The sequence below is a fragment of the Pseudarthrobacter sp. NBSH8 genome (assembly GCF_014217545.1).
GTDB lineage: Bacteria > Actinomycetota > Actinomycetes > Actinomycetales > Micrococcaceae > Arthrobacter.
Window position 1 is genome coordinate 2,578,902 of sequence record NZ_CP043178.1, and the last position, 17,401, is coordinate 2,596,302.

Consider the following 17,401-nt stretch of genomic DNA (forward strand, 5'->3'; position numbering starts at 1 on the left):
TGTGGCCGGAATTACAGCTCCTGCCAGTCAGGTTTGTGTTCGTACGTGTGCCGGTAGAAGTCGGCGAGCTTAAGCGACGACGCCGCCGCCTCATCCACCAGGATGGTGGCGTGCGGGTGGAACTGGAGGACCGAAGCCGGGCAGATCGCGGCAACGGGTCCTTCCACGAAGTCGCGGACCGCCGGCGCCTTCTGCGCCCCGGTCGCGATGAGGACAACGTGCCGTGCCTCAAGGATGGTGCCCAGACCCTGGGTGACCACGTGGTGCGGCACCTCTGCCAGGCTGGTGAAGAACCGGGAGTTGTCGCGGCGGGTCTGCTCGATCAGCGTTTTGATGCGGGTCCGGGATGCGAGCGAGGATCCGGGCTCGTTGAATCCGATGTGGCAATCCGTACCCACGCCCAGGAGCTGCAGGTCCACCCCGCCCGCTGCCCGCATGGCATCTTCGTAGGCTCGGCAGGCGGCGGCCAGGTCCTCGGCCGCACCGTCGGGAGTATGGACGTTGCCTTCGGCGATGTTGACCCGGCTGGTGAATTCCCGCCGTATGACTTCCCGGTAGGACTCCGGATGCCCGTGTGCCAGCCCCACGTATTCGTCCAGGGCAAAGGCGTGGGCATTGCTGAAGTCCAGCCCCTCACGCTGGTGCCTTGCCGCCAACTCGTCGTAGACGGGCAGCGGCGATGACCCCGTGGCGAGGCCCAGTACTGCGGCGGGCTTGCGCCGGAGCAGGGCCTCGATGGCATCGGCAACGAGCGGTCCGATCTGTTTGCTGCCCTGGACGATAACGACTTCCATGTCCGGCCGCCTTTCTGTTGCTTTACGGAATCAACGGTTGACGGTCAGTTGGGCCAGCATTTCCGGGCCACGGGCCTCGAGCCAGCGGCCACCTACCCTGATGCCGACCACAAAAAGTACCAGTCCCAGGACGGGGCCTATGGCAAGGTTCAGCCATCCGAAGACGGGGTTTCCAGTCACACTTTGGGCAATGATCAACCCGGCTTCCGGAAGCACCAGGAGGGACAGGACCCCCATGCCGCCAAACTGCACTGCCATGGTCTGGCCGACGCTGCCGGGTGGCTTCTTGAACGGACTGTCTCCGGGCAGTGGCACTGCGACGTTGTACCGCGCCGAGACTACCGACGAGAGGCCAAGACCGGTCAGTAGAATTCCCACCGACAGTCCCAGCACGCCGGGCAGCCATTCCCAGCTGCCGGTGAACATAAACGGCACCACTGAGAAGGCGAGCACCACCGGTACGGCGAGAATCAGGCACGCCAGGGCCCGGCCCAGCCTGTCCGGGACACCCCGCACGCCGGCGGCAAGGTGGAGCGCGAACGCGGTGTTGTCGTAGGAAACATCGGCGGAGATTGACCAGGCCATGAGGAAAGCGGTCAGGGGGCCCAGCATCGTGAGGATGCCGAAGCTGTCCCCCTGGCTCGCCTGGAAGAACATCATCACGGCCAGCAGCGGAATCACGAGGAGCGATCCGCCGTAACGGGGATCCCGCAGCCAGTAGGTCAGGGCACGAGCTGTGACGGCACCGGTGGGCGTGGCGGGCAGGAGCGAGAACAGCCCCAGCTTGCCGCCCCTCCGGCTCCCGCTCCCTTGATAGGGCGGGTTAACCAGGGCACGCTCCAGGAGGACTTTCCAGCACCAGGCAAGTCCCGCGAGGGTGAGCAGTGAAATGAGCAGCTTCACGGCGGCTTCGAGGGGCCGTCCGGCGTCGACGTCTCCGCCCAAGGACCAGGCGGCGCCCAGCGGCGTCCAGGCAAGAGTCCGGGCAAATTCAGGCAGGAACCCGGCGGACGCTGAGATCCCCTGCAACACTCCTGCCACGATGGGGCCCATCAGGATCAGCGGAACCATAAAAACAACACCGCTGACGTCCTTGAAGCGCCGCGACGCCGCCAGGCTGGCCGTGGCGGTGGTGACCACTTTGGACAGCACAATGCACGTCATGACGCCGAGGGCTGCTCCCAGGAGTGCGGTCACGGCAGGAACGAAGCCGCGCGCCCACGTGCCCACGGTGGCCAGCGCCACAAGCGACGTGGCCACCCCCGGAATTCCGATCAGGCCGCCCAGGGCCAGGCCGGTCAGGAGCTGCCGCATGGGGACCGCAAATGTGGTGAAGCGGGCGGGATCGAGGGTCATGTCGGTGGCCGAAACCGCCACCGGGATGATCCCCCAGCCCAGGATGGCCGCGGAACCGCCAAGCACTACGGCCGTGTAGGCGAGCTCGTGGTTTTCCTGCCGCAGCATCACCAGGGCCACGACCAGCGCGCCCACGATTCCGAGCGCATAGAGGCCGCCGAACGCCAGGCCCACGAGCTGCCAGGGGCTGCGGCGGAGACCGTTCCGCAGCAGGGTCAGTTTGAGCCTTAGGAGGTGCGCAACCATTCCAGGCCCTCCGTGTGGTTTCGTCCGCCGACAAGCTGGACAAATCTTTCTTCCAGCGTTGCCCCGGCGCGTACTTCGTCCACGGTCCCGGCAGCGAGGAGCCTTCCGGCCGCCACCACGGCGACGTGGTCGCACATGCGCTGGACCAGGTCCATAACGTGGCTCGAGACGATCACCGTCCCGCCGGACGCTACATAACTGTCCAGGATGGACCGGATGTTGGCCGCCGAGACAGGATCCACGGACTCGAAGGGTTCATCGAGCACCAGCAGCCGCGGCGCATGGATCAGGGCCGAGGCCAGGGCGATCTTTTTGGTCATGCCGGCGGAATAGTCCACCACGAGGGTCCCGGCGTCCTGGTTCAGGTCCAAGGCGGACAAGAGCTCGCCCACGCGGGAGGCCACCACGTCTTTGTCCATGCCACGCAGCAACCCCGCGTAGGTGACCAGCTGTTCGCCGGTGAGCCGGTCAAAGAGGCGCACGCCGTCCGGGAGGATGCCCATCAGCTTCTTGGCCTCCAGTGGCCGGGCCCAGACGTCAACGCCGTGGACAATGGCCGTGCCGAAGTCGGGCCGCAGCAGCCCGGTGGCCATGGACAACGTGGTGGTCTTGCCGGCGCCGTTGGGGCCCACGATGCCAAAGAACGAACCCGCCGGGACGTCGAGGCTGATGCCGTCCACGGCGATTTTTCCGCCGAAACGCTTGGCGAGGCCGCGGATGGACAAGGCAGGAACGGGCCCGCTGTGCGCCACCGGATCAGAGTGGGGATCAGGATGCGGAGCAGTCATAACGCCAGCCTAGACCCAGGGCCCTGTCGACGGGGTCCACCCGCAGGAGTAGGGCCAACGGCGTAGGGAAGCCTAGAACGAATGGCGCGGCAGGGCCCGTTCGTACTGTGGCGCCCAGGGGAGGTCATGCCCAAGTTCAAAAGCCGCCCGGAGCCACCAGTGCGGATCCCGGAGCGCGGCCCGGGCAATAAACACGCCGTCGGCCTGCCCGGTGGCCACGGCATGCTCCGCCTGGCCCGCGGTGGTCAGCAGGCCCACGGTGCCCGTGGGGACGCCGGCCTCCCGGCGGATGCGTGCGGAGAACTCCGTTTGATATCCCGGACCCGGATTGATGTCCTGATGGGCCACTGCCCCTCCGCTGGAGACGTCGATGAGGTCCACCCCGCGCTTCGCCGCCTGGGCGGCCAGCCGGACCGAAGCCTGGGCATCGACGCCGCCCGGCGCCCAGTCGGTGGCTGAAATCCTGAGGAGCAGGGGCATGGATTCGGGGATGACGTTGCGGACGGCATCTACGACGGCGAGCATCAGCCGGTTGCGGCCAGCCTCGTCCCCGCCCCAAAAATCGGTCCGGGTATTGATCAGCGGGCTTTGAAACTGGTGCAGGAGGTAGCCGTGCGCGCCATGGATTTCCAGAGTGTCGAAGCCGGCGTCAACCGCCCGCACCGCGGCCGCCTCGAAATCGGCAATAACGTCATGGATCTGCGCCTCGGTCATCGCGACAGGTCCGGCGTAGCCGTCGAAGGCAAGCCATGATGGTCCCCCCGTGGGCCAGCCGCCGTCGGATTCCGGGACGCTCCCCCGCTGCCCGGCGAACGGCCAGTAGGTGGACGCTTTCCGGCCGGCGTGCGCGAGCTGGGCACCGATCTTCGCTTCCGCGGCACCGTGCCGGTGCACAAAGGACGTGATCCGCTGCCAGGCCTCGGCCTGCTCGTCGTTGTACAGCCCGGCGTCACGGGGGCTGATCCTGCCGGCTGCATTCACGGCAGCCGCCTCGGTGAGGATCAAAGCGGCGCCGCCCGCGGCGAAGGAGCCCAGATGCATCAGGTGCCAGTCGTTGGGAACCCCCGGGGCGCCGTCGGGACCGCAGCTGTACTGGCACATCGGTGAGACCCAGCCGCGGTGCGTGAGCTTCAGGGAACGGAGCTTGAGCGGCTGGAACAGGGCCGGCACTAGAACAGGACCCTGGCGAGTCCTTGGCGCGCCTTGGCAACGCGGGGGTCGGAGGTGCCCACCACGTCAAAGAGCTCCAGGAGCCGTACCCGGGCGGTCTCCCGTTCCGGACCGAAGTTCCGGCCGATGAAGCTGACCACGCGGTTCAGCGCGTCCTCCACATGGCCGCCGGACACATCCAGGTCCGCCACGCCCAGCTGGGCGGCCAGGTTGTCAGGCTCGTTGGCGGCGACGATACGCAATGCTTCCGAGTCCTCGGCGGACAGCGGCTGGAGCCGGGCCATCAGCTCCACCTGGGCCAGCCCGGCCTTGGCCTCGGCGTCTGCGGGCATTTCCAGCAGGGCCTGGCGGTAGGCCACGGCTGCTGCCTCGTAGTCGCCTGCCTCAATGGCGTCGAAGGCGGCCAGGTGCAGCGGCGGAAGGGGTGCCGGTTCGGATTCCGGCGGCGTACCGCCCCCGCCGAGGCTGCCCGTGACGCCGTTGGCGGCCGCCACTTTGAGCAGTTCATCCAGGAGGGGCCGGATCTGGGCTTCCTCGGCGCCGCCCTGGAAGAGCGGTACGGGCTGGCCCTTGAGCACGGCGACGGCGGTGGGGACGGCCTGGACCTGGAATGCCTGTGCCAGTTGCGGGAAGGCTTCAATGTCCGCCGCACCCAGAACGAGGCGGCCGCCGTAACCGTTGATGACCTGCTCCAGCGAGTCGAGCATCGCGGCGGATTCCGGCGAGTACGCCGCCCACAGCGCGAAGACCACCGGCACCTGGGCGGAAAGCTCCACGAGCTCCTGGAAATTCCCCTCGGTGACAGTGACCCGCAGCGGCGACGCGCCGCCGTCGGGCGCTCCGGCACCTGCCTCCGGGTTGGCGCCTGTGTCCCCGGGAACAGGCGAATTGCCGGGAGCGGCAGGAGGTGCCTGGCGCTGTTTCAGGGATGAAAGGTCGACGGCGCCACGCAAGTTAAGCAGGCTGGCAGCGGCTGGAGGGACTGGGCGGGAAGCTGGCAAACTCATGCTTTCCACTCTAGCCACTCCGGCCGCTGCCGGGGGTACTGCTTCAGGGACTGGACCCTGCGTGCCTATTTGAAGCTTGCTCCTACCAGCCCGCGCGTCGCGGCCACCAGCTTGATGGGATCCGTCGAACCTGCCGGCGGGACGTAGACAGCCATTGATTCAGCAAAGTTCAGCACCATGCCGGTGGTGGTCTCCTTGCCGCCGGCGAGCGCCGCGGCGTCGTCACCGATGGTGAGCTTGTCACCGGAGGCCTTTGGCGTGCCGTCAAAGGCGAAGTTGATCCTGCCCAGCACCAGCGCCCCGCCGTCAGCCGTCCGGAACACCACAGTGCTTTCCGGCACCACCTTGTGAGTAAAGGAGAAGTTGCCGTTTTCTCCCGACTTCACTACCTCGGCCTGGTACGACAGCGTGTCGGCGATGTAAGGCGAAGAAGTGCCCTCCACCAGCTTGTCCTTGAAGCTCGACTCTGCGTTGCTCAGGCGGTCGGCCAGCCCGGCCAGGGCTTCTTCGCCGCTGTACAGCAGGCCTGATTTGTCATTGGCGGCCAGGGTATCGGTGCCGTCCCGGCCGATGGCGGGGAACGTGGTTCCCGGCTGCAGCGGGGTGGTCTCGGTGAGCTTGTAGTTCTCCCGGGGCGAAGGCTGGACCAGGGTGAGGAGCTGCGGGACGACGTTGCCTTCGCCCTGTGTGACCGCGAGGACAGAACGGGGCCAGGTCCGGTCGCTGGTGACCACGGTCGTGAGGAGCTTGGTGGAACGGACAGGCATCCGGGCTTCATAGGTACCCACCTGGGAACGGATCTTGTAGTTCTGGGTACGGACCTCAAGCTCCGTCCCTGCGACCCGCTCTGCAAGCTTGGCTGCATCCTTCGCGGCGTCGCCGGCGTCGGTGGCGCTGGAGACCTGCTCCAGGATCCTGCGGAACTGGGCATCCAGGAGGACCGGCGCGGCCGTCTGGGCGGCCTCCGGTGTCGCAGATCCGGTGGTGGGAGCCGGGGCGGGTGTGGTGGCCGCGTTCGCAGCAACACCCGTTCCGGCCACAACAAGGGCGGTCACTGCGGCGGTGACCATGCCGCCGGAAACCATGCCGAGCCGTGCGGAGGACTTTGCCTCGGCCTTGGCCCGGGCACGCCGGGCGAACAGGCTGCCCTGGCCGGTACCTTCACCGTCGCGCTTGCGGGCGGACATAACCATCAGGGCGATGCCGGCCAGGATCAGCAGGCCGCCAAGCGACATGAGCGGGATGGCCCACGGGGTGGAGGTGTCATTGGGGAACGTCATTGAGATCGACGAGGGTGCGGGCTTGGTGCCATCGGACGCCAGCAGCAGTGACCATTCGCCGTCGGCCGGCGGCGTCCACGAGTACTCCAGCTCACCGCTCGAGTTCTCAGTGGAAACCCAGAGATCGGATCCGGACGGATTTGGCGCCGTGGCGTCGCCGTCGGTGTGCTCAATTTGCAGGGATTTGTTGTCCTCCGAAACCCCTGTGATGGTGTTGCGGGCCGTCGGGCCCACCCAGGCATCCACGTCGTCAGGCCGGCCGACCGCGAGCAGGAAGTTGCCGTCGCCTTCGATCTTGATCGTCACCGGTCCGCCCTGCGCGGTGCGCAGGTTCTGGTCGATGACGGTCAGTGGCGCCTCCGCGGCATCTGCCGGGGCGGAAGCCGTAAAGGTCTCGGAGGGAGCCCAGATTGTCTTCTGGCCGATTCCGGCCAGAAGTGTCAGGAGGCCGAGCAGCACGAGTGCAACTGCAGTCTTGAAGCGCAAAGGAAACACCTATCATTCGCGGGAGTTTACTTTCAATAGTAACCGTTTTGTTACCAGAACCCCCGTTCGGGCGCCGGAGGAGTCCGGAAACAGCGTCGCCCGGGCGGCCCGGGCGGGCGCCCTCGCTCCTGTTGGCAAGGCTGCTGATAGTGTTTGCGATGATCATCACACCGGCCCGCAAACGCGGCGCCACGCACGGAACAGGCCCCATAAACCAGTGACTGACAAGACGGAAGAGTCCTCCCCGGGACACGAAAATCAACCGGCCGCTGACACTTTGGAATCCTCGCCGGACGTCCCTGCCACGGCGAAGCGACGAGGGTCCGCCGCTGCGGCCCTTGGCCAGCTTGTGCAGCGCCTGCGCCAGCCGCTGCCGGGCGCCCAGCCCAGGCTCCGGTTTGAGTTCCCGCCGGAGTACAACCACACGAAAGAATCTGCCGCTACCGAAGTCGACGAGACCGCCGGGACGCGCGAGCAGTTCGGCCGTCCGGGTCCACAGATGTCGATGCAACATCCCCTCTATATGGGCTTCATGGGAACTGTCGGCGTCGGCCTTGCCCTGCTGGTCTACTGGATCGGATCCAACACCACGCAGCTGCTGCTATGGATTGTGGCTGCCCTGTTCATTGCCCTCGGCCTTGAACCCGTCGTCGGCTGGCTGGAGAACCGCCGCGTTCCCAGGCCCGCCGGCATTCTTCTTGCGGTCCTGGTCCTGGTAATGGCTGTAGGGGGGTTCTTCGCCACCCTGATCCCCACCATCGTGGAACAGGTCACCCAAATCGTGGTGCAGGCACCCACCTGGGTCCGGGACTTCATCGACTCTGAATTTTTCCGCACCGTGGACGACCAATTTGGTGTGCGCGACCGCATCAACGAGGAACTCGACAAGTTCGTCAAAAACCCTGATGCGATGGGCGGGATCTTCGGCGGCGTGGTGGGCTTCGGTTCCACCCTGGCCAATGGCCTCTTCGGCACGTTGATCGTCCTGGTCCTGAGCCTGTATTTCCTGGCAGCCCTTCCGGCCATGAAGAAGTGGGGTTACCGGCTTGCCCCACGGTCACGCCGGCACAGGGTTGAAGCCCTTTCCGGGGAGATCACCCGGTCCGTAGGCAACTACGTGATCGGGCAGGCCTGCGTGGCATTGCTCAATGCCACGTTTGCATTCATCGTGATGTCCATCGTGGGTGTCCCGTTCGCCCTCCTGCTGGCCTTCGTGGTGGCCCTGCTGGCCTTTATCCCCCTGGTGGGCGGCATGATCGCCGGCGTCGTGGTCGTGCTGATCGCCTTGACGGTCGGGTGGCAGACGGCCGCCGTCTACGGCATCTGCTACTTCGCCTACCTCCAGTTCGAGGCGTACTTCATCTCGCCCCGCATCATGCAGAAAGCCGTGGCCGTGCCTGGTGCCGTTGCCGTCATCTCCGTGATTGCCGGCGGCAGCCTGTTGGGGGTCCTGGGCGCACTCATCGCCATCCCGACGGCGGCCGCCATCCTGCTCCTGATCAAGGAGATCTACATCGTCCGCCAGGACAAGCACTGACGGACAGAAACCAGTGCGAGCGTGCTAGGCGGCTGAGGTAGCCACCGGGCCGTTCCACACCTGCGGCAGGCCCTCGGGACCGGAGCCTGCTTCCGTCACGTCATCCACGATTTCATTGAGCACGCGGGAAGCGTACTTTTCGCCCACCCATAGGTGCTTGGCGCCGTCCACCCCCACCACTCTGGCCAGCGGCACCAGGCTGAAGCGTTCAGCGGCGGCCTCGGGCTGCAGGTAGTCGTCATGCTCCGGAACGAGCACGGTGAGCGGCTTGGCGGAGTCTGCCCAGAGGCGCAGGTGGGCGTCGGTGGCACGGTGCAGCGGCGGCGACAGCAGCACGGCACCTTCAATTTGGCTGGCCACCGGCTCAACGGCACCGTACATCAGCGCCAGCTCGGTACCGAAGGACCAGCCCACCAGCCAGCGGTTGGGCAGTTGGCGTTCGACGGCGAAACGCACCGCCGCCTCAACGTCCTGCCGCTCGCCGATCCCCTCGTCGAAGGAACCCGCGCTGGTTCCCCGCGGCGAACCGGTCCCGCGCGTGTTGAAGCGAAGCACGGCGACGCCGGCGAGGGCAGGAAGCCGGTAGGACGCCTTGCGGTACACGTGCGAGTCCATAAAACCGCCGTGCGTCGGAAGCGGATGCAGGGTGATCAACGTCGCAGTGACCGGGCCGGACTCGGGGAGCGCCAGTTCCCCCACCAGAATGTGGCCATCCTCGGTGCGCAGCTCGATGTTCTCCCGCCGGGCCGGCAGCACCGTTGACGCGCGGATGGGGGCGGGCCCTGTTGGCTGGCTGAATTCGTACGACGCCGGATCAAAAGTCATGCCTGCCAGCTTAGCGACTCCCGGCGTCCCCAGTCGCGGTGCTCCGGCCTGTAACGCGGCTTTTCCGGGGCGCCGTTCCCCGGGCTATTCAGAGTCAGCGGTAACGGTAGGTCCGGGACAGCCAACAGTTTGTGTGCCAGTGCCGGCGCTCGGCCAGGCTTGCCGCAGCACCGAAAATATGATCGTCTTTCCACACCACCAGGTGGGCGATGCCGGGGACAACAGCGGTGGAGCATCCGGGGCAAATGTAGGTTTTTTCCGCGTTTCTGGCGGTCATCGTCCTGACCATCCACTCGCCGTCCGGCGCGCTTTCCCGCCGGGCGATTCCAGCCCGTGCCCGCTCCAAATCCAGCTCAGGAACGTCGCTGTTGCCCTTCTTGCCGGCCGGCTTTCCGGCAGCTACGCCCGGCCTTCCGGAGGCAGGTCGGCGGGGGCGGTTGGAACGCGGCATGCCTCCATTCTGCCCCAGCCCCGGTAGTGTGTAGGCGTGCGACTTGTCATAGCCAGATGTTCAGTTGATTATGTTGGCCGGCTCAAAGCCCATCTCCCCCTTGCCACCCGGCTCCTGCTGGTCAAGGCCGACGGCTCGGTGCTGGTTCATTCCGACGGCGGCTCGTATAAGCCGCTGAACTGGATGAGCCCGCCCGCCACCCTCCGGGTGTCCTCGCCGGAGGACATTGACCTGGAGCTTGGCGTCACGGAACAGTGGACCGTCCAGTCTGCCAAAACCGATGACCGCCTGATCATTAACATCCACGAACAGCTGCACGAGTCCTCCCACGACCTTGGGGTGGATCCCGGTCTGATCAAGGACGGCGTCGAAGCTGACCTCCAACGCCTGCTCGCCGATCAGATTGAGACCCTCGGCTCGGGCTTTTCACTCATCCGGCGCGAATACTTCACGGCCATCGGCCCGGTGGACATCCTGGCCCGCGACGCCAGCGGGGCCACCGTGGCCATTGAGCTGAAGCGGCGCGGCGACATTGACGGCGTGGAGCAGCTCACCCGCTACCTTGAACTCCTGAACAGGGACCCGCTGCTGGCCCCGGTCCGTGGCATCTTCGCTGCCCAGCAGATCAAGCCGCAGGCCAAGGTGCTGGCAAACGACCGCGGCATCGACTGCATCACGTTGGACTACGATGCAATGCGCGGTGTGGACGACAGCGACTCCCGGCTTTTCTGAGGTCCGCAAACTGCTTTTCTGACGCCGGGTCTCCGCACCGGCGCCGGGGTTCGGCCGCTGACAAGGGGATTCATCCGTCTTATCGGCAAAATTTGCGGTGTTGACAGTTCAGGGGCGTTGACCTAACGGAATCGGCGTGAAATTCTTAGATCAGTCTTTGTGTAGGTGTTTTTCATGCTCGCAAGACATGTTGCGAGCGCGAAGCTCCTGCAGCGCATGTTCCCAGGAACGGCATTGAAGGATTCTTCTCGCGGAGTGACCGAGTCCGGCACGAGGTGTGCCGGACTTAGACAAGTTCCATAATGAGGAGAAATAAATGGCACAGGGAACCGTCAAGTGGTTCAACGCTGAAAAGGGCTTCGGCTTCATTACCCCGGATGATTCCGATGGCGATGTCTTCGTTCACTACTCGGAAATCCAGACCGGTGGCTTCAAGACCCTCGACGAGAACCAGCGCGTTCAGTTCGAGATCGGCCAGGGTGCCAAGGGCCCCCAGGCTACCGGCGTAACGCTGGTCTAGTCCCCCGCCCAGCGGCCGCCATCTGCGCGGCCTCCAGCAAAGAGAAGATCCCCGGCATCCATGCCGGGGATCTTTTCTTTGTCCACCGGCTCTTTGTACACCGTGACTTTCCAGTCGCAAAGGTTGTTCGGGCCGCTGCGAGGATCAGCTTCCCTGGCCCACCAGGCCCCGAATCAACCGTGCCCCCTGCCGCAGCGAAAGGCCGGGCAAATAGGCTCGGGTGAGCGCCCGTCCGATCGCCGGCAGCTGCAAAGGATCCTGGTAATACAAGTAAAGCGCCCGGTACTCAGGTTTGAAGCGTGATTTGAAAGCGGCCAGGGACCGGAACCCGTAGACCGGTTCGAGGGCGTGGCCTACTACATCGAGGATCCGGACGAGGTTCTCTGCCTGCACCGGCTCCCCCGGCGTTTCGTCGCCGGGCCGGCTGGCGAGCGGGGACCCGGAGAGCGAGATCACCTCCACGGATTCGCGCAACTCCAGGACTGCCGACGCAATCAGGAACTCCATCACCCCGGGGAATCCGTCGGCACCCCGGCGCATGACGTCGAGCGTGCGGCTGACCAGCGTGCCGCCGTCGTAAACGGGCAACCAGCTCGTTACCCCGTGCACGTGTCCCTCGCCGTCCACGGCGAGGCAGCAGAGCACTTCGTCGTCCATCAGCTCGTCCATGCCGCCGAGCGTGAATCCCATTTCCGGAACTGATTTGCCCGCCGCCCATTCCTCCGACACTTCGCTGAGCCGGGCACGGAGGGCGGAGGGAAGCCCGTGGTAGGTACCCCAGACGGCTTTGACGCCCATCTTGGCGGCGCGGTTGCGCGCAGTCCTGACGTTCTGCCATTCCTTGCCGGTGAATTCGAGTTGCCTGACGGACAGCCTGGTTTCCTGCGCCACGGACACTCGCTGGAACCCCCGGTCCTGCAGGAGTGGCCACAGCGTGTCATCGCACGAGTAGAACGCCGGGCTGAGCGCGCGGTTGCCGCAATACGAGAGAAACCCTTCTGCGGTCTGCTGGCGGGCATCCGCCGCGCCGAAGGGGCCCGCCAGCGTCAGGGCAACACTGCCGTGCAGCTGGTAGGCCACCGCACCGCGTCCATCCGGGTTAAACCAGTACCGGTTGGGCTCCCAGAGGGCCATCCACGACAGCGAATCGCCGCCCTCGTGCAAAAGCGTCCGCGCTGCCGCCCTGTCATCGTGGCCCGAATCACTCCCATGGTGCCGGCCCAGGAGCACGGACCAGACTCCGGCCAACGCAACAAGCCAGAAGACCGGTCCGGAGTAGCCAAAAATCAGGGACTCGAGGCCGTCCCGTTCAGCAAAAACCCGGTGGTAGAGATTCGGCAGTGGAACCGGCAGATACTGCCTGGAGAGTTCAGCAAGCAAGCCCAGCAGGCCGCCGTCGCGCGTCATTCCCCCAGCGGCAAACCAGACCACTGCATAGCTCCCGGCCAGCAGGAGCCAGACGCCGCCTACCACCGCCAGGAGCCGACGGCGGGCGGCCGGGATTGTCTCGACGCGGAACTGCAGGCGGTTGGCCCAGAGCAGGACCGCCAGCAGCAGTGGGACGATCACCAAAGGCAGGATGTGAACAAAGCCCGAACCCATGGCGGCAGTATGAGGACGCGCGGGGTAGTGCGGGATCAGCGCGAACAATGCCAGGTAGACGGCCGCCATCGCCGTGACCGCAACTTGGAGCGCCAACGTGATGCGCAGTGCCATGCGGCGGCCCCGGCGCATTCCGTCAGCACAGATGAGGAGCAGAACCACCGGTACTACTGCCAAAGCGAGGCCGAAGGGGCCGGCAAAGCCCGTCCGCCCCATCTCCAGGCAGGATGCCTCCACTGTTGCTCCACAGTTAGCTTCGAGTTGCCCGAGTGTGGGCATGGGGTTCAGCACCACATCCCGAAGCAGCGCCAGAGGGCCGGTGGGAGTCCGGGCAACGGCGGTAAGGATGGGGCCCACGGCGAACACAGCCACAGTCAGTGCGAGGAGGTTCCTGGTTTCCCTGCCGCTCAAGCGGGGCGGATGCAGCTGGCCGTGGTCGTCCTGGTTCCACCAGCTGGCTGCGAGACCCACCGCGGCACCTACCAGGCCGATGACGGTTTCCGCATGCCCCACGTACAGAACCAGCAGCAGCGACACCGAAAGCAGCGCCGTCCGCAACCGGCGCCGCCACAGGAGACCAATCTTGCCGCTCGCGGCGAGCGAAGCCGCCAGGACAGCGGCGTAGGGTCCGATCAGGCTGTAGTCCGCCATCAGCCCCAGCCAGCCGTCTCCCGCGTACCTCGCCAACTGGGTCAGGAGCAGAAAGACGGTGACAGCTGCAAACTGGCCACCGAGGAAAAACGCTGCCGTCTGAAGGGACCCAAGGTTCCTCTCGGCCAGGCCAAGCAGCAGCAGGATCATCAGCGACGCCACCAGGTATGCCAGCGGATTCGTGGCAAAGAACAGTGACGTGACCAGGACCCACCAGTTGCCGGCCTTCAGGCCAGGGGCGCTGACGCCCGCGACGGAAAGAAGTTCCTCCGGCGGGCCGCTGAGGAAGCTGCCGGTCGCCGCACCGACGAGCAGGAAAATACCGAGGATGGTGAGCGTCAGCGGCACCGACCGCAGATAGCCCCACATTCTTCCGCCAGCCGGACGCACGACCGTCGACCAGAGCAGCGCCGGCGCACGGGTTTTCCCAGCTTCCCTCATTTCGCCCAGCCCCAGTGTGCAGCCAGCAACTCAAGTCCGTTGCCCATGCCGGGGGTCAGGACGTCCCAGGAATGGCCGGTGTGCGCCACCACATCCGAGCCCACCGTGAAACCTGCGCCGCTGGCGGCTGCCTCCAGAGACCGCAGATTTGCCACGAACTCCGGATCTGTGGCCCCGGCCGCGAAGTAGGCGACGCTGCCAGGATACTTGCGCTCCTTCAACAGCGTCAGCGGTACCTGGGCATCAAACGCGGCAGTGTCGCCATGGAAGGCAGCGTCAACGGTCTTCTGGCGTTCCTTGGCCAGCGCGGGCTCGCTCTCGCTGGAAAAAGCGAGAACACCCGTGTACAGCTCCGGGTGGCGGGTGCCCATCTGAACTGCACACGTGGCCCCATAGCTGAAACCGCCGATGGCCCATTGCCGGTGATCGGTGTCCACGTCCAACATTCCTGAGATCCATGCGGGCACGTCAACGGCGAGGTACGTGTCCGCCTTGGCGATGGCGCTGTCCATGCAGAGGTTGTTCGCTGACTGGCTGCCGTTGGGATCAACCACCACAACAACGGGCGCCACTCCCCCGTGCCGGGCGGCGAAAGTGTCCATGCGCGCCCTGAGCGACCCGCCGGTCAGCCAGTCGGCGGGACCGCCGGGCTGGCCGGGCACCAGAACCAGCACCGGAAGGCTGGGACGGTTCGAAGCAAAGTAGGCCGGCGGAAAGTAGATGTACGAGTCGCGGGTCTGGAGGCCCGAGGCGGTTCCTGAAATGGATGCGGTGCGGAGAACGCCATCGGCAGGGAGCTCAGTGGCCGGTTTCCATCCGTCCAGAGATGTTGCCGGGCCGTTGGGCTGGCGCATTAGCTCCTGTTCCAGGGCCGGGATGCGGCTCAGCGCCGTTCCCGTCAGGTCCGCAACTGTCCGGTTGAGGCCGAAATAGGCGTTGATCTGCACCGCGGCCAGCAGCACCACTGCCAGGAGGGCAAGCACATCCAGCGCACGGCGGCACCACGACGCCGTGCGAAGCCGGAGCACCACCAGCAGAAGTGCGGCCACAGCGGGAAACACCCACGCCAGGACGTCGAACGGCAGTTCTTCGGGGAAGGTCGAGGCCCAATAGATGAGGACCCAATGGACGAGGAGCACTGCGACGGCTGCAGCAGCCACTGAGGCGGCAACACTGAGGATCCAGCGGCGGCGGCCAAGGGCGCGCGGGCGCCAGATCAGGGACAGTGCGGCGGCGGCACCAAGGACCCACGCGGCCCAGTACACCGGTCCGTCGGTCAACCGGATATCAGCAATCCAATCCACGTGGCTAGCGCCAGGTACCCACGCCGATGACCGGCCCGGCTTCCAGCCAGGAGGACAGTCCTGTGTAGGCATCGAATTTCATGGCCAGCCGCAGATCCTGGCCTTCGTATCGCAGCTCGACAATCACGACGTCCGGCTGGACCTTCACAGCCTCGGCCTCGGTGGGTTTGCGACGGCCCAGCAGCTCCAGGGAGCTGCGTTTGAACTTGTGTTTGGGACGCACGCTCAGGGAAAGCAGCCGGAACCACTCAAGGTCGTTGTCCTGATAACGACAAACCCCCATCTGCCAGCTGTTTCCAGCGATGCAAATGGAGGCGTCCACCGTGCCCAGGGCGCGCCGCAGATTGAAGCGGCGCACCCCCGAAAGGCACAGTGCGAAAATCAGCAATCCGAAAACGATTGCCAAGGCGATGAACGTAAAAGTCGGCGCGTCCATCAGGGTCGTGCTAGCGGATCCCAGCAGTAGCCGCGTCACCCAGTTGGGCGTTGTCAGCAACAATCACCACGCGGTTGTTGTCGACGGAGAAGAATCCGCCGTCAACAGCCACGGCAATGCGGTTCCCGGAAACCGGCTCAATGGCCAGTTCACCTTCGGCCAGGATCGCCAGCAGGGGCGAGTGGCCGGGCAGGATTCCGATCTCACCATCACTGGTGCGGGCCTTGACCATCTTGGCCGCTCCGGACCACACGAAGTGATCCGCTGCGACAATCTCAACCTCAAGCTCAGCCATATTACTTGGTCTGTTCCTGGATCTTGGCCCACTGGCGCTCAACATCGTCAAGGCCGCCGACGTTGAAGAACGCCTGCTCTGCAATGTGGTCAAGCTCGCCGTCGCAGATGGCGGTGAAGCCTTCAACCGTGTCCTTGATGGTGACGGTAGAGCCCTCGACGCCGGTGAACTGCTTGGCGGTGTAGGTGTTCTGGGAGAGGAACTGCTGGATACGTCGTGCACGCGACACAACGATCTTGTCCTCTTCCGACAGTTCGTCGACACCGAGGATGGCGATGATGTCCTGGAGTTCCTTGTTCTTCTGCAGGATCTGCTTCACACGGACAGCCGTGTTGTAGTGGTCCTGACCGATGTACTGCGGGTCCAGGATGCGGGACGTCGACGTCAGCGGGTCAACGGCCGGGTACAAACCACGGGAAGCAATTTCACGGGAAAGTTCCGTGGTTGCGTCGAGGTGTGCGAAGGTCGTCGCCGGGGCCGGGTCGGTGTAGTCATCTGCGGGAACGTAGATGGCCTGCATCGAGGTGATCGAGTGGCCCTTGGTGGACGTGATGCGCTCCTGAAGGAGGCCCATCTCGTCAGCCAGGTTGGGCTGGTAGCCCACGGCCGACGGCATGCGGCCGAGGAGGGTGGAAACCTCGGAGCCTGCCTGCGTGAAGCGGAAGATGTTGTCGATGAAGAGCAGCACGTCCTGGTTCTGCACATCGCGGAAGTACTCCGCCATGGTCAGGGCAGACAGTGCAACGCGCAGACGCGTTCCCGGCGGCTCATCCATCTGGCCGAATACAAGGGCGGTGTCCTTGAGGACGCCCGCCTCTTCCATTTCAACCCAGAGGTCGTTACCTTCACGGGTACGCTCGCCAACACCTGCGAATACAGAGGTACCACCGAAGTTACGGGCCACACGGGTGATCATTTCCTGGATCAGAACCGTCTTGCCCACGCCGGCGCCGCCGAACAGGCCGATCTTTCCACCCTTGATGTACGGGGTGAGAAGGTCGATGACCTTGATGCCGGTTTCCATCATCTCGGTGGAACCCTCAAGCGTCGCAAAGGCCGGGGCCTTGCGGTGGATGGGCCAGCGCTCGGTGATCTCGAGTTCGGCCTCCGTCACGTCAAGCGGCTGTCCGAGGACGTTGAAGATGTGTCCCTTGACGACGTCGCCGACGGGCACGGAGATGGGGGCACCGGTATCCACCACAGCGGTACCGCGGACGAGACCGTCGGTTGCCTGCAGGGAGATGGCGCGAATCACGTTGTCGCCGAGGTGCAGGGCAACCTCGAACGTGATGGTCTTGGTCTCACCGTTGAGGGTAATCTCGGTGGTGAGTGCGTTGTAAATCGAGGGGATTGCGTCAGCCGGGAATTCGACGTCGACAACCGGGCCAATAACACGTGCAATACGGCCGGTAGCACCGGTCGTCGCGGCTACGTGTTCGGTAGCAGTGGCAGTCATCTCTCTCACTTCACTCAGTAGATG

General features: G+C 65.2%; 16 protein-coding genes. 3 read left to right on the forward strand and 13 right to left on the reverse strand.

The genetic code is table 11. The annotated features are described in order from the left end of the window. Positions 1 to 11: 11 nt before the first annotated feature. The 6 genes from nagB to FYJ92_RS11880 form a co-directional block, all read right to left on the reverse strand. Positions 12 to 794, reverse strand: a complete 783-nt coding sequence (gene nagB, locus FYJ92_RS11855; protein ID WP_185260908.1) for a glucosamine-6-phosphate deaminase — start codon at positions 792 to 794, stop codon at positions 12 to 14. Positions 795 to 824: 30 nt separating this feature from the next. Next, positions 825 to 2,396 (reverse strand): transporter, encoded by a 1,572-nt coding sequence (locus FYJ92_RS11860; protein WP_185260909.1) that lies wholly within the window; start codon positions 2,394 to 2,396, stop codon positions 825 to 827. After that, positions 2,378 to 3,184 carry an ABC transporter ATP-binding protein gene (locus FYJ92_RS11865; RefSeq protein ID WP_185260910.1) on the reverse strand — a complete coding sequence of 269 codons (807 nt, stop codon included), beginning with the start codon at positions 3,182 to 3,184 and terminating at the stop codon, positions 2,378 to 2,380. Before FYJ92_RS11865 ends, FYJ92_RS11860 begins: the two co-directional genes overlap by 19 nt. Positions 3,185 to 3,256: 72 nt before the next feature. After that, positions 3,257 to 4,354 (reverse strand): NADH:flavin oxidoreductase/NADH oxidase, encoded by a 1,098-nt coding sequence (locus tag FYJ92_RS11870; protein ID WP_185260911.1) that lies wholly within the window; start codon positions 4,352 to 4,354, stop codon positions 3,257 to 3,259. Continuing rightward, positions 4,354 to 5,361, reverse strand: coding sequence for a tetratricopeptide repeat protein (locus FYJ92_RS11875; protein ID WP_185260912.1), 1,008 nt, complete (start codon positions 5,359 to 5,361; stop codon positions 4,354 to 4,356). The genes FYJ92_RS11870 and FYJ92_RS11875 overlap by 1 nt, the downstream gene beginning before the upstream one ends. A 65-nt stretch (positions 5,362 to 5,426) precedes the next feature. Then, entirely contained in the window at positions 5,427 to 7,127 is a 1,701-nt protein-coding gene (locus tag FYJ92_RS11880; protein ID WP_255482042.1) for a hypothetical protein, read from the reverse strand. Between the two features lie 217 nt (positions 7,128 to 7,344). Between FYJ92_RS11880 and FYJ92_RS11885 the strand changes: the two genes are divergently transcribed. Next, positions 7,345 to 8,664, forward strand: a complete 1,320-nt coding sequence (locus FYJ92_RS11885) for an AI-2E family transporter (RefSeq protein ID WP_185260913.1) — start codon at positions 7,345 to 7,347, stop codon at positions 8,662 to 8,664. A 24-nt stretch (positions 8,665 to 8,688) separates the two neighbouring features. Here the strand turns inward: FYJ92_RS11885 and FYJ92_RS11890 are convergent, their stop codons facing one another. Then, entirely contained in the window at positions 8,689 to 9,489 is an 801-nt protein-coding gene (locus FYJ92_RS11890) for an alpha/beta hydrolase (protein WP_185260914.1), read from the reverse strand. Between the two features lie 94 nt (positions 9,490 to 9,583). Then, complete coding sequence (locus FYJ92_RS11895; protein WP_185260915.1) at positions 9,584 to 9,940, reverse strand: ATP/GTP-binding protein; 357 nt, start codon at positions 9,938 to 9,940, stop codon at positions 9,584 to 9,586. Positions 9,941 to 9,976: 36 nt separating this feature from the next. Between FYJ92_RS11895 and nucS the strand changes: the two genes are divergently transcribed. Next, positions 9,977 to 10,672, forward strand: a complete 696-nt coding sequence (gene nucS / locus FYJ92_RS11900; protein WP_058933052.1) for an endonuclease NucS — start codon at positions 9,977 to 9,979, stop codon at positions 10,670 to 10,672. Positions 10,673 to 10,988: 316 nt separating this feature from the next. After that, entirely contained in the window at positions 10,989 to 11,192 is a 204-nt protein-coding gene (locus tag FYJ92_RS11905) for a cold-shock protein (protein WP_011692441.1), read from the forward strand. A 144-nt stretch (positions 11,193 to 11,336) separates the two neighbouring features. Here FYJ92_RS11905 and FYJ92_RS11910 read toward each other — a convergent pair whose 3' ends face one another. From FYJ92_RS11910 to atpD, 5 genes are read right to left on the reverse strand one after another with little or no spacing between them, the layout of a single operon-like run. Continuing rightward, entirely contained in the window at positions 11,337 to 13,886 is a 2,550-nt protein-coding gene (locus FYJ92_RS11910) for a bifunctional lysylphosphatidylglycerol flippase/synthetase MprF (protein WP_185260916.1), read from the reverse strand. Continuing rightward, positions 13,883 to 15,190 carry an alpha/beta hydrolase family protein gene (locus tag FYJ92_RS11915; RefSeq protein WP_185260917.1) on the reverse strand — a complete coding sequence of 436 codons (1,308 nt, stop codon included), beginning with the start codon at positions 15,188 to 15,190 and terminating at the stop codon, positions 13,883 to 13,885. Before FYJ92_RS11915 ends, FYJ92_RS11910 begins: the two co-directional genes overlap by 4 nt. Positions 15,191 to 15,194: 4 nt before the next feature. Continuing rightward, positions 15,195 to 15,626, reverse strand: a complete 432-nt coding sequence (locus tag FYJ92_RS11920; protein ID WP_185260918.1) for a DUF2550 domain-containing protein — start codon at positions 15,624 to 15,626, stop codon at positions 15,195 to 15,197. A gap of 10 nt (positions 15,627 to 15,636) precedes the next feature. After that, complete coding sequence (locus FYJ92_RS11925) at positions 15,637 to 15,921, reverse strand: F0F1 ATP synthase subunit epsilon (protein ID WP_056349400.1); 285 nt, start codon at positions 15,919 to 15,921, stop codon at positions 15,637 to 15,639. Between the two features lies 1 nt (position 15,922). Then, complete coding sequence (gene atpD, locus FYJ92_RS11930) at positions 15,923 to 17,377, reverse strand: F0F1 ATP synthase subunit beta (protein WP_185260919.1); 1,455 nt, start codon at positions 17,375 to 17,377, stop codon at positions 15,923 to 15,925. Positions 17,378 to 17,401: the final 24 nt, after the last annotated feature.